At 61.9% G+C, this 16,783-nt stretch carries 9 protein-coding genes and 3 tRNA genes; 3 read left to right on the top strand and 9 right to left on the bottom strand.

The genetic code is table 11. The features are described 5' to 3' along the window. Position 1: 1 nt before the first annotated feature. The gene (locus tag C8D04_RS02560; RefSeq protein ID WP_116003463.1) at positions 2-2,302 is read left to right on the top strand and encodes a TonB-dependent hemoglobin/transferrin/lactoferrin family receptor; all 2,301 of its coding nucleotides are present in this window, start codon (positions 2-4) and stop codon (positions 2,300-2,302) included. Between the two features lie 86 nt (positions 2,303-2,388). Here C8D04_RS02560 and C8D04_RS02555 read toward each other — a convergent pair. The 9 genes from C8D04_RS02555 to C8D04_RS02515 form a co-directional block, all read right to left on the bottom strand. Continuing rightward, positions 2,389-2,462 (bottom strand) — tRNA-Cys (locus C8D04_RS02555). A gap of 55 nt (positions 2,463-2,517) precedes the next feature. Next, positions 2,518-2,593: transfer RNA gene (locus tag C8D04_RS02550), tRNA-Gly, on the bottom strand. Positions 2,594-2,677: 84 nt separating this feature from the next. Next, positions 2,678-5,113, bottom strand: coding sequence for an endopeptidase La (gene lon, locus C8D04_RS02545; protein WP_116003462.1), 2,436 nt, complete (start codon positions 5,111-5,113; stop codon positions 2,678-2,680). A 123-nt stretch (positions 5,114-5,236) separates the two neighbouring features. Next, positions 5,237-6,502 carry an ATP-dependent Clp protease ATP-binding subunit ClpX gene (gene clpX / locus C8D04_RS02540; RefSeq protein ID WP_116003461.1) on the bottom strand — a complete coding sequence of 422 codons (1,266 nt, stop codon included), beginning with the start codon at positions 6,500-6,502 and terminating at the stop codon, positions 5,237-5,239. 102 nt (positions 6,503-6,604) lie between these two features. After that, on the bottom strand, positions 6,605-7,213 hold the full coding sequence (gene clpP / locus C8D04_RS02535; RefSeq protein WP_116003460.1) for an ATP-dependent Clp endopeptidase proteolytic subunit ClpP: 609 nt from the start codon (positions 7,211-7,213) through the stop codon (positions 6,605-6,607). Between the two features lie 124 nt (positions 7,214-7,337). Then, complete coding sequence (gene tig / locus C8D04_RS02530; RefSeq protein ID WP_116003459.1) at positions 7,338-8,651, bottom strand: trigger factor; 1,314 nt, start codon at positions 8,649-8,651, stop codon at positions 7,338-7,340. Between the two features lie 76 nt (positions 8,652-8,727). Further along, positions 8,728-8,814 (bottom strand) — tRNA-Leu (locus C8D04_RS02525). Positions 8,815-8,878: 64 nt separating this feature from the next. Beyond that, the gene (locus C8D04_RS02520) at positions 8,879-12,142 is read right to left on the bottom strand and encodes an efflux RND transporter permease subunit (RefSeq protein ID WP_116003458.1); all 3,264 of its coding nucleotides are present in this window, start codon (positions 12,140-12,142) and stop codon (positions 8,879-8,881) included. A 7-nt stretch (positions 12,143-12,149) separates the two neighbouring features. Next, complete coding sequence (locus C8D04_RS02515; protein WP_116003457.1) at positions 12,150-13,376, bottom strand: efflux RND transporter periplasmic adaptor subunit; 1,227 nt, start codon at positions 13,374-13,376, stop codon at positions 12,150-12,152. 81 nt (positions 13,377-13,457) lie between these two features. Here C8D04_RS02515 and hpnC point away from each other — a divergent pair, with 81 nt between their 5' ends. Continuing rightward, positions 13,458-14,324 (top strand): squalene synthase HpnC, encoded by an 867-nt coding sequence (gene hpnC, locus C8D04_RS02510; RefSeq protein WP_116003456.1) that lies wholly within the window; start codon positions 13,458-13,460, stop codon positions 14,322-14,324. Between the two features lie 1,066 nt (positions 14,325-15,390). Beyond that, the gene (locus C8D04_RS02505; protein WP_116003455.1) at positions 15,391-16,776 is read left to right on the top strand and encodes an L-serine ammonia-lyase; all 1,386 of its coding nucleotides are present in this window, start codon (positions 15,391-15,393) and stop codon (positions 16,774-16,776) included. Positions 16,777-16,783: the final 7 nt, after the last annotated feature.

Genomic DNA, 16,783 nt, shown 5'->3' with positions numbered 1-16,783 from the left:
CATGTTCGCATTGAATTTTCACCGCCGACAAAAGGCTGCGCCCCTGCGCAGCTTGGTCGCACTGCTTTGGCTTGCCGGCCTGGCCCTGAGCACGGCCCAAGCACAGAGCAGCGCGCAAACCCATAGCGCACCAGCTACCCTGGGCGAAGTGGTGGTCAGTGGCTCACGCAACGAAAAAGCAGCGGACGATCTACCGCTGTCGTTCGATGTGATCGACGCGCGTGCGATGGGTGACCAGCAAAACCGTACCCTGCGGGAAGCCCTGCAGGATTTGCCCAATGCATCGGTCAAGCGATCCCCCTCCCGGTTTTCGGTGGGCGGCACCACCGCCAGCGCTGGGCGGGATGGCAACGTGGGCATCAACATCCGCGGCTTGGGGGGCAACCGGGTTTTACTGATGGTCGATGGTGTGCGCATGCCGCGCAGTTATGCCTTCCGCACCACCACATTCGACCGCGAATACCTGTCGCTGGAACTGCTCAAGCGGATTGAAGTGGTGCGTGGCCCGGCGTCCGCCCTGTATGGCTCCGACGGCATGGCCGGACTGGTCAACTTCATCACGATGGAGCCAACCGATTTCCTGGCGTCCAAAGATGGTGGCGCGCCACGCACCCTGGGGGGCCGCGTGTCTGCAGGCTGGAGCGGCGATGACAACGGTCACACGCTGGCTGGTACGGTGGCCGGTCAAGCCAGCGATACCCTGCAGTGGATGCTGACCGCCACCACGCACGGCGCCCACGCCATGGACAACATGGGCAGCAATGGCGAGCCCAACAGCAACCGCACCCAGCCCAATCCACAGCGCGACCGCGACAACGCATTACTCGGAAAGATCGTGCTGCGGCCACATGCCGGGCAACGACACATCTTCACGCTGGAACATGTGGAAAAGAAAACGGATGTCAACCTGCTTTCAAGCCGCGCACCCTTGCCGCTGCGGGGCACACCCGCCCAGATCGCAGGAGCCATCGTGGACGAATACTCTACGCGCTCGCTAGAGCGCGACCGCCTGACCTGGAATGCCCACTTCGACCTGGGCGCGCCTTGGGCCGACACCGCCCAGACGTTGATTGCCGTGCAGCATGCCGCATCGCGCCAACTGGGTACCAGCGTGCGCAATACCCTGCCCTTGCGCGTACGTGACAATTCTTACAGCGAAAAGACTTGGCAAGCCGGTCTACAGGCCGACAAAACACTGCGCAGTGGCGACTGGGCCCACAAAATCACCTACGGACTGGACCACGTGCGCAGCGACATCAGCAATGTGTACACAGGCCTGGAGCCACTGCCGCCCGAGGTGTTTCCTCTCAAGCGATTCCCCGATACCCGTGAGACCACGAGCGCGCTGTATCTGCAGGACGAATCGGTGTATGGAAATTGGAGCTTGACCCCCGGTTTGCGCTTCGACCACTTCGATCTCAATGTCACCAGCCAAGCCGGTTTCTCCCCACCTGCGAAACAGCCCGGCCAGTCACTCTCGGGATCTGCCCTGTCACCGAAAATCGGTGCGCTGTACCGTGCCACACCTATCTGGAGCGTGTTCGGCCAGTACTCAGCCGGCTTCCGTGCCCCTGACGCGGGTCAGGTCAATGGCTACTATGAAAACATGGCGGAACAGGTCGTCATCATCCCCAACCCCAACCTCAAGCCTGAGAAGAGCCGGGGATTTGAAGTTGGCGTACGTGGCCGAATGGAGCGCCTGAGCCTGGATGTGGCAGCGTTCACCAGCAACTATTCGAACCTCATCATGGACACTGTGCTTATACGGGGCACAGGCACGGCTGCAGATCCTCGCATTTTTCAGACCATCAACACTGAGCGTGCGCGCATCAGCGGCTTCGAAGTCAAGGGCCAATACGATTGGGGACGTTATGCCGGCGGACGCTGGGCAACCCCGTTCTCTTACGGGAAAACGCGCGGCGTAAACCGCGCTACCGGAAAACCGATCAACTCGATTGACCCGGCGCAGCTGGCCCTGGGCGTCAAGTACGACACCGCTGCCTGGGGCATGCGTCTCGACATGCGCCACCATGCAGCCAAAGCAAGCAAGGACATCGACAGCGCATCTTCTGTCAAGCTACCCAACACGCAGTTCACCATTCCATCGGCAACAACGCTCGACCTGTCCGCGCAATGGCGCTTTCAGAAGAACATGCGCTTAAATCTGGCAGTGCACAACCTCACCAACCAGAAATACTGGATGTGGCCCGACGTCTATGGCCTGACGGCAGCATCTACTACCAACGATGCCTATACCCAGCCTGGGCGCAGCTTTCACGTCGCTTTGGTCATGGATTTCTGAAGGCGCACGGCGCGTTCCGCGCGTCGGCAATAAAAATGCCGCTGCGCTCTCGATAGAGCCAGCGGCTTTTTATTGGGGAATATTTTTGGAGGCGCGGTCCGGAGTCGAACCGGACTAACCGGATTTGCAATCCGGGGCATAACCGCTTTGCTACCGCGCCAGAGAACCGTGTAATTTATAAAAAAGGGAAGCAATTGCTTCCCTTTTTTGAAAATTGGAGCGGGAAAAGAGTCTCGAACTCTCGACCTCAACCTTGGCAAGGTTGCGCTCTACCAACTGAGCTATTCCCGCATTTACTACAGCCTCACATTGTATAACGTTTGTCTGCAGTGAAGGTATTGTAGCGCAATTTTTTAAGGGCGCCAGAAAAAATCATCAATGTTTTACAGATTCCACCGACACGGCCACTGACGGTGCCGCCGCGACCGCCACCACAGCAGCAGCGGCAGCCACCTCGGCATCGGTCAGAGGCACGGGCTGGCGCTCCAGCGCCACGTCCAGCACTTTGTCGATCCACTTCACCGGCACGATCTCCAGGCCGCTCTTGACGTTGTCCGGAATCTCCTGCAAATCTTTGACATTTTCTTCGGGGATCAACACTGTCTTGATGCCTCCACGCAGGGCGGCCAACAGCTTCTCCTTCAAGCCCCCGATGGCCGTGATTTCACCGCGCAGCGTGATTTCACCAGTCATTGCCACATCACCACGCACGGGAATGCCAGTCAGCGCCGACACAAAAGCCGTAGCCATCGCTGCGCCAGCACTCGGGCCATCCTTGGGAGTCGCGCCATCGGGCACATGGATGTGCACGTCCTTCTTTTCGAAGGCTTCGTCCTTGATGCCCAGCATGCGCGCACGGCTGCGTACCACGGTGCGCGCTGCCTCAACCGACTCCTTCATCACATCACCCAGTGAACCCGTGCGGGTAATGACACCCTTGCCTGGCATGGTCACTGCCTCGATGGTCAGCAAATCACCACCCACCTCGGTCCAGGCCAGCCCAACGACCTGACCAACCTGGTTCTTTTGCTCTGCCCGCCCAAAGGTGTACTTACGCACGCCCAGAAAATCTGGAAGGTTGTCAGCCGTGACCACCACCTGTGGCTCCAGCTTCTTGAGCAACAGTGCCTTGACCACCTTGCGGCAGATTTTGGAAAGCTCACGCTCGAGCGAGCGCACACCGGCTTCGCGGGTGTAGTAGCGCACCATGTCGCGCACTGCAGCTTCGGTGATCTGCAGCTCCTCGTCCTTCACGCCATTGTTTTTGAGCTGCTTGGGCAGCAGGTACTTCATGGCGATATTGGTTTTCTCTTCCTCCGTGTAGCCCGACAGGCGGATGACCTCCATACGGTCAAGCAGCGCCGACGGAATGTTCATCGAGTTCGAGGTGGCGACGAACATGACGTCGCTCAGATCGAAATCCACCTCCACGTAGTGGTCGCCAAAGGTATGGTTCTGCTCGGGGTCCAGTACCTCCAGCAGGGCGCTCGACGGATCGCCCCGGAAGTCTGTGCCCAACTTGTCGATCTCATCGAGCAAAAACAAGGGATTGCGCGTTTCGATCTTGCCCAGGCTTTGCAGCACCTTGCCCGGCATGGCACCGATATAGGTGCGGCGGTGGCCACGGATTTCAGCCTCGTCGCGCATACCGCCTAGCGCCATGCGGACATACTTGCGCCCTGTGGCCTTGGCAATGGACTGGCCCAGCGAGGTTTTACCCACACCCGGTGGCCCCACCAAACACAGGATGGGCGCCTTGACCTTGTCCACGCGCTGCTGCACGGCAAGGTATTCCATGATGCGGTCCTTGACCTTCTCCAGTCCGTAGTGGTCCTCGTTGAGCACCGTTTCGGCATGGCCCAGGTCGTGTTTGATCTTGGTTTTCTTGCTCCAAGGCAGCGACACCAGCACATCGATGTAATTGCGCACCACGGTGGCCTCGGCCGACATGGGCGACATCAACTTGAGCTTCTTGAGCTCGCCCTCGGCCTTCTTGCGCGCTTCGGCCGGCATCTTGGCCTGCTTGATTTTTTTCTCGACCTCTTCCAGGTCAGCGCCCTCTTCACCTTCACCCAGCTCTTTCTGAATGGCTTTGACCTGTTCGTTCAGATAGAAGTCGCGCTGATTTTTCTCCATCTGGCGCTTGACGCGGCCACGGATTTTCTTATCGACGTTGAGGATGTCCACTTCACGGTCGAGCTGCTCGAACAGGTTTTCAAGCCGATCCTTGACATCCGAGAGATCGAGCACGGCCTGCTTGTTTTCCAGCTTGAGCGGCAGGTGCGCGGCAATGGTGTCGGCCAGGCGGCCCGGGTCATCAATGCTGGAGATCGAGGTCAGGATTTCGGGCGGGATCTTCTTGTTGAGCTTGACATACTGGTCAAACTGCTGCATTACGGCTCGGCGCAGTGCCTCAACTTCGCTAGGGCGGTGCTCGCCTTCTGCCAGTTCAACCGGCGTCACCGTCGCAGAAAAATGGGAATCGGCATCCTCGATCGCACCCACCGAGGCACGCTGCTGACCCTCGACCAGCACCTTCACGGTGCCATCAGGGAGCTTGAGCATCTGAAGGATGGTCGAGATGCAGCCCACATCAAACATATCGGTGACCGAGGGCTCATCCTTGGCTGCTGCCTTTTGAGCCACCAGCATGATGCGGCGGTCGGTCTCCATGGCCAACTCCAGCGCCTTGATGCTCTTGGGGCGCCCCACGAACAAGGGAATGACCATGTGAGGGAAAACAACGACATCGCGCAGCGGCAACAGCGGCAGCTCGAGGGGTGTAGCAGAAAGGGGGACGTGTCCGGACATGGAGATCCTCATGAAACTACAGGGAATATGGTCCGCAGACAGAAACTTTCAACCCCTGGTGCGCAAAATGCCGACACAGGGGCTCGTGACGGGCATGGGCGCCACAACGCCCACGCCGTGTAGTCAAGCCTTTTTCGCTGCTTCGCGGTACACCAGCAGTGGTGGCTTGTTTTCATCGATGGTGGACTCATCCACCACCACCTTGTCCACATTGCTTGTATTGGGCAAGTCAAACATGGTGCCCAGGAGCGCCTGCTCCAAAATAGAACGCAAACCACGTGCGCCCGTCTTGCGTGCCAGGGCCTTGCGGGCAATGGCTTTGAGGGCTGCAGGCCGGATTTCCAGCTCGGCACCCTCCATGGCCAGCAATTTGCTGTACTGCTTAACCAGGGCATTCTTAGGCTCGATCAGGATCTGCACCAGTGCATCTTCATGCAGCTCGGCCAGGGCCGTGACTACAGGCATACGCCCGACCAGCTCCGGAATCAAGCCGAACTTGATGAGATCTTCGGGCTCGATTTCCTGGAACACGTCCGACAATGAGCGTTGCTTCTTGCTCTTGACGGCCGCGCCAAAACCGATGCCTGAGGCCTCGGTGCGGTTCTCAATGACCTTCTCAAGGCCCGCGAACGCGCCGCCGCAAATGAACAGGATGTTGGTCGTGTCGATTTGCAGAAAATCCTGGTTGGGGTGCTTGCGCCCGCCTTGGGGCGGCACGCTGGCCATGGTGCCCTCGATGAGCTTGAGCAAGGCTTGTTGCACGCCCTCACCCGACACATCCCGCGTAATGCTGGGATTGTCGGATTTGCGCGAGATCTTGTCGATCTCGTCGATATAAACAATGCCGCGCTGGGCGCGCTCGACCTCGTAGTTACAGCTTTGCAGCAGCTTTTGGACGATGTTCTCCACGTCCTCGCCGACATAGCCTGCCTCCGTCAGCGTCGTGGCGTCGGCCATGACAAAAGGCACGTCCAGCATGCGTGCCAAAGTCTGCGCCAGCAGCGTCTTGCCCGAACCCGTGGGACCAATGAGCAGGATATTGCTCTTGGACAGCTCCACCTCGTCCTTGCCTGCCTTGTCTTTGTAGCGCAGGCGCTTGTAGTGGTTGTAAACAGCCACTGCCAGAGTGCGCTTGGCAATTTCTTGGCCAATGACGTAGTTGTCCAGGTTTGCCTTGATTTCGGCGGGCGTCGGCAAATCGGTACGCGCCTCGCGATTCGCGTCGCCCGGGGGCAATTCGTCCCGGATCACCTCATTGCACAGGTCGATACATTCGTCGCAGATAAAGACCGACGGACCGGCGATCAGCTTCTTCACTTCGTGCTGGCTTTTGCCGCAGAACGAACAGTAAAGCGTTTTTTCGCTGGAGGAGCCTTTTTTCTCGGCCATGGGGGCTTTACCTTGTATTACAGATAGTGGTCAGAATGATACCCAATGAAAAACAGGGTTGCCCGGAACGAAAAAAGTCCGGGCACGCCCTGCGCGCCACGGTCAGGGACGCTTGGAGATCACCTGGTCGATGATGCCGTAGTCCTTGGCTTCATCGGCGGTCATGAAATAGTCGCGCTCGGTGTCACGCTGAACCTTCTCCAGCGTCTGGCCCGTGCGCTCGGCAAGAATGCGGTTCATTTGGTCCTTGGTGCGCAAGATGTCGCGCGCATGGATCTCGATGTCCGTGGCCTGGCCGCGTGCGCCGCCCAGCACCTGGTGGATCATGACCTTGGAGTTAGGCAACGAAAAACGCTTGCCCTTGGCCCCTGCAGCGAGCAGGAACGCGCCCATGCTGGCGGCAAAGCCACAGCACAGCGTGGACACATCGGGCTTGATAAAGTTCATGGTGTCGTAGATCGCCATGCCGGCTGTAACGCTGCCCCCGGGCGAGTTGATGTAGAACGAAATGTCCTTGTCCGGATTCTCACTCTCCAGGAACAACAACTGTGCCACCACCAGGTTGGCCGTCTGATCATTGACCTCGCCCACGAGGAAGATCACGCGCTCTTTGAGAAGGCGCGAATAGATGTCGTAAGACCGCTCACCGCGGCCCGACTGCTCGATGACCATCGGGACCATTCCCAAGGCCTGTGTTTCCAGTGCACTCATATTTACTCCTGTCAGGCGGGTACTGTACCCAGAAATGAATTGGGGCTTGTGAACGTTGTCACAAGCCCCTGAAGGCGCAATACCCGGACACGGCCACCAAAAATGGGCCGCGTTCAAGCAGTTATCAGCCCTGTCCAGCCATCAGTTCGTCAAAGGACATGGCCTTCTCGGTCACCTTGGCCTGTGCCAGGACGAAATCGGCGACATTGTTCTCGATGACCACAGCCTCGACTTCGCCCAAGCGCTGGCGGTCGCCAAAATACCAGCGCACCACGTCTTCGGGCTTCTCGTAGCTGGCGGCCAGTTCGTCGATATGGGCCTTGAGCTGCTCAGGCTTGGCATGCAGGTTGTTGGTCTTGACCAGTTCTGCCACCACCAGGCCCAGGCGCACGCGGCGCTCGGCCTGGGCGCGGAAGATGTCGTCAGGGATTTCTGCCTTGTCGGCATCCTTGACACCACGCTGCTTGAGGTCAGCGCGTGCGCCTTCCTTCAGGCGATCGATTTCACCCTGCACACTGGCATTGGGCAGATCGAGTTCGGCCTTGGACAGCAGGGCTTCCATCACGGCTTGCTTGTTGCGTGCCAGCAAGCGGAACTTGACCTCACGCTCGAGGTTGGTCTTGATATCAGCGCGCAGGCCCGCCACGGTGCCGTCGGCAATACCGAGCGACTTGGCCAGGGCATCGTTCACTTCAGGCAGGTGGGCGGCTTCAATCTTTTTAACGGTGACCAGGAAGTCAGCGGTCTTGCCTGCCACATCCTTGCCGTGGTATTCCTCGGGGAAAGCCAACGGAAAAGTCTTGCTCTCGCCCGGCTTCATGCCGCGCACGGCATCTTCAAATTCCTTGAGCATCTGGCCTTCGCCCACCAAGAACTGGAAGTCCTCGGCCTTGCCGCCCTGGAAGGTCTCGCCGTCGAGCTTGCCTTCAAAGTCCACGGTGACGCGGTCGCCGTCCTGCGCTGCGGCGTCCATGGCGCGCTGTGCGAAGCTGCGGCGCTGCTTGCGCAGGATGTCAACGGTCTTGTCGATGGCGCCATCGTCCACAGCGGCCGACAGTTTTTCGATTTCGGCGCTGGTCAGGTCCCCAATTTTGACTTCAGGAAACACCTCGAACACCGCGTCAAAGGCGACCTCGCCCTCGGGCGCACCGTCTTTTTCAGTAATGCGCGGCTGACCGGCCACGCGCAGACTGGCTTCGTTGGCCGCCTGGGCAAAAGCCTCGCCGACCTTGTCGTTGAGCACTTCGTACTGCACCGAGTAGCCATAGCGCTGCGAAACCACATTCATGGGCACCTTGCCGGGACGGAAGCCGTCCATCTTGACGGTGCGGGCCAGGCGCTTGAGGCGCGTTTCCACCTCGCTCTGGATGGCGGACAGGGGCAGGCTCAGCGTGATCTTGCGTTCGAGCTTTTCAAGGGTTTCAACGGTAACAGCCATGGCTACTCCTAAATTTTTGGTTAAACGTGACCACTGCCGTGCAGTGACACCGTGTCCGGACTAGTTTCAAAAGGGGTGGTGCGCGGGGGGGGACTCGAACCCCCACAGTGTTGCCACCGTCAGGACCTAAACCTGGTGCGTCTACCAATTTCGCCACCCGCGCGGTCATCAAACAAGCAGGCGGCAAGAAAAACTGCCGCCTGCATGAAACTGGTTAACTTTTAATTTTAACCTGATACTGGCCCATCTCCGATGACAGGTTCCGGTCGGCGCACGCGGAACCAGGCCGCATACATGGCGGGCAGGGCCAGCAGCGTCAACACCGTGGCCACAATGAGCCCGCCCATGATAGCCACAGCCATAGGGCCCCAAAACACGCTGCGGGACAGCGGAATCATGGCCAGAACGGCCGCCGCAGCGGTCAGTACGATGGGGCGCAAGCGGCGCACGGCCGCCTCGACAATGGCGTCCCATGCCGGCACGCCGCGTGCGCGGTCTTTTTCTATCTGGTCGATCAGAATGACCGAATTGCGCTGGATCATGCCCATGAGCGCAATCACACCCAGCAGCGCCACAAAGCCGAACGGACGCCCCAGCAAAATCAGCGCCCCGGCCACCCCGGCGATGCCCAGCGGGCCGGTCAGGAAGACCAATACAGCCCGGCTGAAGCTGTGCAGTTGCAGCATCAGCAGGGTGAACGTGATGAACAGCATGATGGGCACACCTGCCGCGATGGACGACGAGCCCTTGGAGCTTTCCGCCACGGCGCCAGCCACCACGATGCGATAGGCCCCCTGCCCGCTTTGCTGCCATGCGGCCTCGATCTTTCGCAAACCAGGCAGCAGCATCTGCGTCACCGTAGCGCCCTGCATGCCCTCGACCACATCGCCCTGTACCGTGATGGCGTATTCACGGCCCTCGCGCCACATCACGCCTGGCTCCCAGGCAAACACCGGCTTGGCAATCTGCGTCAGCGGTATCGACTTGCCCGACGCCGTGGGCAGATAAGCGTTGCCGATATCGGTGATGGCGCGGCGCTCGTCCTCGGGCTGGCGCAGCACGATGTCGATGAGCTTGTCGTCTTCGCGGAACTGGCCTACCGTCATACCCGACTGCATGACCCGGGAGGCCTGGGCGATGGACTGGCTGCTCACGCCCAGGGCACGCGCCTTGTCCTGATCGACCTTCAGGCGCAACACCTTCACCGATTCGTTCCAGTTGTCGTTCACGCCGCGCATCTTGGCGTGTTCGCGCATCACGGCTTTCACTTCGTCGGCATGTGCGCGCAGCACCGTCGGGTCCGGCCCCACCACGCGGAACTGCACCGGATAAGGCACTGGCGGCCCATTGGGCAGCAGCTTGACGCGGCCGCGCACCTCAGGAAACTCCTGCGCCAGAACGGTCGGTAGCGTCCGCAGCAAGGCACCGCGTTTTTGGAGATCTTGCGCCAGCACAATGAATTGCGACACATTGCTTTGCGGAAACACCTGGTCCAGCGGCAAATAGAAACGTGGCACGCCCGAACCCACCCAGCCACTGACCGATGCCACGCCGGGTTGCTCCATCAGGCGCTTCTCCACGCGGCGGGTGACCTCCTCGTTTCCTGCAAAAGAGGTGCCCTCGGGAAACCACAGGTCGACCAGCACCTCAGGCCGGTTCGAATCGGGGAAAAACTGCTGCTGCACCACACCCATACCGGCAATGCCCAGCGCAAAAGTGAGCAGCGTGGCACCAATGGTGGCCCAGCGGTGCTCCACGCACCAGTGCACCAAACGGCGGAAGGCTTTGTAGAACGGGCTGTCGAACACCTCGCGCGGATCATCAGTGATGCCCGCTGCGGCCACATGCGCAGGCAGATCACTGGCCCCCACACTCGCCACTGCCTGTGCTTCGCTGCCCCCCAAGGGGGCGCCAGCCGCCTTGGGGCGGCCCGGCGGCGGCTGGAGCAGCAATGTGCCCAGGTACGGCACGAAATACACCGAGGCCAGCCAGCTCAGCACCAGCGCGATCACCGTCACGGCGAAGATGGCGAAGGCGTATTCGCCCACAGACGACCTGGCAATGCCAATGGGCAGAAAACCTGCCGCCGTGATGAGTGTGCCCGTGAGCATGGGCATGGCCGTCAGCTCATAAGCGAAGGTGGCGGCGCGCATCTTGTCGTAGCCCTCCTCGAGCTTGAGCACCATCATCTCCACGGCAATGATGGCATCGTCCACCAACAGGCCCAGGGCGATGATGAGCGAGCCCAGCGACACCTTGTGCAACCCAATCCCCCAGTACCACATGGCCAGAAAGGTCACGCCCAGCACCAACGGAATGGTGATGCCTACCACCAGCCCCGGGCGCGGGTCGATATACCAGCGCCGCCACCAGGGCTGCTGGCCTGCCCGCTTGTGCAGGCCCAGGCTGACAAAACTCACAGCCAGCACGATGGCCACGGCCTCGATGAGCACCTTGACGAATTCATTGACGGAACGGGCCACGGCCTGGGGTTGGTCCTGCACATTGGCCAGGCGCACTCCGGCGGGCAGTGTTTTTTCGATATCCGCCGTCGCACTGCGCAGGGCCTTGCCCAGACGGATGATGTCGCCGCCCTTGGCCATGGAGACCCCCAGGGCGACCACCTCGCGCCCCTCATGCCGTACCTTGACGGCGGTGGGCTCGACATACCCGCGCTGGATCGTGGCGATATCCCCCAGGCGCAACTGCGCACCCGAAGCGCCGCGAATCGGCATGGCGCTCAAGTCCTCCATGGCCCGGAACTGCCCGGCCACACGCACCTGCAACTGGTCCTGCGGCGTCTGCACAATGCCCGCACTTTCCACCGCGTTCTGCTGGCCCAGTTGTGCCAGCACCTGGTTCATGTCCAGCCCGAGCTGGGAGAGGCGGCTTTGCGAGATCTCGATATAGAGCTTTTCATCCTGCACGCCAAACAGCTCGACCTTGGCAACATCGGGCACACGCAGCAGCTTCTGGCGCACGTCGTCGGCAAACTGTTTGGCCTCGGCATAGCTGAACCCGTCGGCCTCCAGCGCATAAATCACGCCGAATACATCGCCAAAGTCGTCGTTGAAGAACGGGCCCTGCACGCCTTGTGGCAAGGTGTAGCGCATGTCGCCCACCTTCTTGCGCACGCTGTACCAAACGTTGGCGACCTCGTTCGAGCGCGAGCTGTCCTTGATTTCCAGAATGATCTGCGACTCGCCCGGCTTGGAATAGCTGCGGATCTTGTCGGCCAGCGGCACCTCCTGCAAGGTGCGCTCGATCTTGTCGGTCACCTGTTCGGCCACCTGCTGCGCCGTGGCGCCAGGCCAGTAAGTGCGCACCACCATGGCGCGGAAGGTGAAGGGCGGGTCCTCGTCCTGGCCAAGCTGGAAATAAGCGGCAATGCCCATCACCATCAGCACCACCATGAGGTAGCGCGTTAGCGGGGCATGGTTGATGGCCCAGGCCGAGAGGTTGAAGCCGTTGTTCTGTGGCGTTTGCTTCATGGTGCGCTCACCGGGTCGCCGAAGCAGAAGCCGCCGCAGCCGACGCTGGGGGCACAGACACTACATTTTTTGTAGCTGCTTGCGCTTTACCAGAGAGTGATTGAGCCGATTTTTGCTCAAAAATACTGACCTTCTGCCCTGGCGTCAGCACATGCACGCCGGTACTCACCACCTGCATGCCGGGCACCAGTCCGTCCGTAATCACAGCCTCATTGCCATCGGCCGTAACCACTTGCACCGCTTGTGAGCGCACGGTGCCTGTATCCGGCTCATACACCCACACAGCGGTTGCCGCGCCTTCCTGGCGCAGTGCCGTGGTGGGCAGCTTGATGGCGGACCGGCCTACCGCGCCGAGGGCTTCCGGCGTGACATGCACCGTGGCCCCCAGGGGCGGCACCTGGCCCGCCTCGATACCGGCCTTGACGACAAAGGTGCGCGTCACCGGGTCGGCACTGGCCGCCACCTCGCGCACGCGGGCCTGCAGGGTCTCGCCCCCGGACCACGAACGCACAGTGACTGCCTGGCCCACCCGCAGACGGGTGACCTTGTCTTCGGGCACGGCAAACACCACATCGCGTGCACCGTCCTGGGCAATGCGCAGCACCGGCGTGCCCGCACTCACCACCTGGCCCACCTCGGCATCCACGGCAGTGACGACACCGTCCACATCGGACACCAGCCGGGTGTAGGTGGCTTGGTTGCCCTGCGCCGAAGCCTGTGCCCGGGCCTGCGCCAACGTGGCCCTGGCGGCCTTGAGCGACGCTTCGCGCCGGTCCAGCTCGGCACCGCTGATGAAGTTCTGCGCTTTCAGGGCCGCAAACCGCTGGAAATCCGCTGCCGCCAGATCATGCTGCGTCTGCGCGGCGGACACCTGGGCCTGCGCTGCCGACGCGGCCAACTGGTAGTCCTGCGGATCCAGCTGGGCCAGCGCCTGCCCGGCACGCACGCGCTGCCCCAATTCGGCCTGGCGCTGCACGATCTTGCCTGCCACGCGAAAGCCCAGGCGCGACTCGGTGCGCGCGCGCACCTCACCCGAATAATCCTGGTACGCCTGCAAGGCCTCCACGCCAACGGTCACCAGTTTGACGGCCCGCACAGGCTCTGGCGGAGGCTCCGCAGGCGTGCAGGCGGCCAAAAACAAGGCGACTGCACCCACGCCACTGGCGTACCGCAGAAGTCGAAACGGGCCGAAAAAAAGCCCCTGCTGGGGCAACGGTGCTTGCGGTGTGCGCATGGAATGGGTCCGGAATATTACTGACTGACTGGTTAGTAATCTATGTGATCGTCCTTTTCTTGTCAAGCGACAATCAGCACCGTGAACACCCCCGCCCCTCAGCCCCCAGCCCCGCCCCAGGCCATTACTCACTACGAGAACTTTCCCGTGGCCTCGTGGCTGTGCCCGCCGCATCTGCGCACGCCCATTGCCGCCATTTACGCCTTTGCCCGCACCGCCGACGACCTGGCCGACGAAGGCAACGCCAACCCGGCCGAACGCCTGCACGACTTGGCCGCCTACCGGGCCGACCTGCATGCCACCGCCACGGACAACGCCGTATCGGCCCGCTGGCCCGAGGTGTTTGCACCCCTTGCAGGCGTTCTGCGCAGCCACCACTTGCCCGTACCCCTGCTGGACGACCTGCTCAGCGCCTTTGTGCAAGACGTGGAAAAAACCCGCGACAGCGCGGGTTATGCCAGCCGTGCCGAGCTGCTGGACTACTGCCGCCGCTCTGCCAACCCGGTGGGCCGTCTGCTGCTGCACCTGTACGGCGTGCACAGCGCGCAGGCCCTGCAGGAGAGCGATGCCATCTGCACCGCGCTGCAGCTCATCAATTTCTGGCAAGACCTGAGCGTGGACATTCCCCGGGGGCGCTTCTATTTGCCCGACGACGACTGCGCCGCCCACGGCGTGAACCGTTCGCAGTTGCAGGCACTGCAGCCGACGCCTCGTACCACCGCGCTCATCACCGAACATGCCCGCTGGGCACGCGCCACGATGCTGGAGGGCGCGCCGCTGGTGCACCGCCTACCGGGGCGCATCGGCTGGGAATTGCGGCTGGTGGTGCAAGGGGGCTTGCGCATCCTCGACAAGGTGGATGCGCTGCACGGCCACAGCCTGTGCCAGCGGCCGCGCATCCGGGGGTGGGATGCGCCGGTGATGCTGGGGCGGGCGCTGGGGATGTGAGAAGCTGGCCGGTTTTTGGTGTTTTTGGCATCTGTCGCTTGTTGGTCATACGTCAGCAGCTATATTTTTTGCAGCTATCAGCGTGCCTTTGCAAGGGGCGGGAGCCGGGGTGTGCGCCCGGCGGCGCAGTAACTTTCTTTCGCTTCGCCGAAAGAAAGTCACCAAAGAAAGGGCGACCCTACAGTCTGCGTCCCTTCGCTTCGCTGCGGGCAACCTGCGGTGCGCGGTCACGGGGTGCGCCGTGGAACTCGCTTTGCGCCTTCGGCGCGCCGCTCGAACAACCACGGCGAGTCAGATCACGAAGCGGGTGTGTCCTGCGGCACACCCGCCACCCCGCGCCCTGCGCTCCTCGGCGCATACAGAAGGGGCAGGGAAAGTCCAAACAGCCGCACGGGCCATCGCTTTGCTCGGCCTGGCCTGCGCAGCGCGAGGCGCTTGCGCCCGCGAATGCAGGGGCGAGCGCAGCGATGGCCCGTGTGGATTGCGGTCTTCAAACCCCCTTCTGGCTGCGCCTGCGGCGGGGCGTTTGCGGGGTGAGCATGCGCGCCCCCGCGCGCATGCTTCGTGAACTGACTCGCCGCGTCTGTCTGAATGGAGCGCCGCAGGCGCGCAGTGAGTTACGCGGCGCACCCCGCAAGCGCCCCGACGCAGGTTTGCCCCTTCGCTGCGCGAAGGGGTCGCAGACTGTGGGGCGCGTTTCTTTGCCTCCTTGCTTATCGCGCGACAAGAAAGGAGGTCGCCCGCCGGGGCGAGACCCGGCCTCCGCCCTCAACCGCCCCACCCGGCGCCTCTAAAAGAAAGATTCATGCCCCGCAATCCCAGCTGAAGTAAGTCCCAAATATTTGAGGCAGAACAGCCTCTAACGCTTACCAATAAAGCGCAAAAAGCTATTTATTTCATAGCAACCACACCACCTCCACCGCACAAGGCGCCCCACACGCTCAGGGATAGCGATCTTGCAGCCCCACTCGCACACACCTACCGTCAGCACCACCGATCCACGGCACCCACGGGGTGCCTTTTTGTTGGCCCCTTTTGCGCCCGGCCCCCGCGCACCCCACACACCATGACCGTCAGCGTTTTCGACCTCTTCAAAATCGGCATCGGCCCGTCCAGCTCCCACACCGTGGGCCCCATGATCGCGGCGCGCCATTTCGCCTGCCAGCTGCAACAGATGCCGGGGCTGGCCGCCGTGCATGGCGTGCGCGTGGAGCTGTTCGGCTCGCTAGCCGCCACAGGCATCGGCCACGGCACCGACCGCGCCATCCTGCTGGGGCTGGCCGGACACGAGCCCGACCAGATCGACCCCGAGCACATCACCCCGGCCATCGACACCATCCGCAGCCAGCAACGGCTGGCACTGCTGGGCGAACACCCTGTGCGCTTTGTGGAAAAGGAACACCTGCTGTACCGCCGCAAAAGCCTGCCACGCCACCCCAATGGCATGCGCTTTGCAGCCCTGGACGCGCAAGGAGCCGAAACCACCGTGGCCGAGTACTTCTCGATCGGCGGTGGCTTTGTGGTGGATGCGGCGGGTGAGCGCGTACTCAATGGCAGCGCGCCTGGCAACGCCACATCCACGGCACCCTACCCCTTTACCAGCGGCGCACAGCTGCTGGCACAGTGCCAAACCAGCGGCCTGGGCATCGCGCAGATCATGCGTGCCAACGAAGCGCAGTGGCGCAGCCCCGACGAAGTGCAGACGCAGTTGCGGGCCATCTGGCACACCATGGCTGGGGCCGTACGGCGCGGCTGCGCTACAGGCGGTACCCTGCCCGGGCCAATGCGCATCCGGCGCCGGGCTGCAGAGCTGCAGCGCAGCCTGAGCAGCAACCCCGAGGCTGCGCTGCGCGACCCGCTCTCCATGCTGGACTGGGTCAACCTCTACGCCATGGCCGTGAACGAGGAAAACGCTGCCGGGGGCCGCGTGGTGACGGCGCCCACCAATGGGGCGGCCGGGGTGATCCCGGCGGTGCTGCACTACTACATTAACTTTGTGCCGGGCGCCAACGAGGCGGGCATTTTCGACTTCCTGCTCACGGCAGGCGCCATTGGCAGCATCTACAAACTCAACGCCTCGCTCTCAGGCGCCGAAGTGGGCTGCCAAGGGGAAGTGGGCGTGGCCTGCTCGATGGCAGCCGGGGCTCTGGCCGCCGTGCTGGGTGGCACACCCGCGCAGGCAGAGAATGCGGCCGAGATCGGTATGGAGCACAACCTGGGCATGACCTGCGACCCCGTGGGCGGGCAAGTGCAGATTCCCTGCATCGAGCGCAACGCCATGGGCGCCATCAAGGCCATCAATGCCGCGCGCCTGGCACTGCGCGGCGACGGCCAGCACGTGGTGTCGCTCGATCAGGTGATCAAGACCATGGTGCAAACTGGCGCCGACATGATGTCCAAGTACAAGGAAACCTCGCGCGGTGGCCTGGCCGTGAACGTGGTGGAATGCTGAAAGATAG

Origin of the sequence: Simplicispira sp. 125, assembly GCF_003096555.1 — a bacterium.
In the GTDB taxonomy this organism is placed as follows: Bacteria; Pseudomonadota; Gammaproteobacteria; order Burkholderiales; family Burkholderiaceae_C; genus Simplicispira.
The sequence above is the reverse complement of the archived record's forward strand: the minus strand, read 5'-3'. Positions and strand labels throughout refer to the sequence as shown.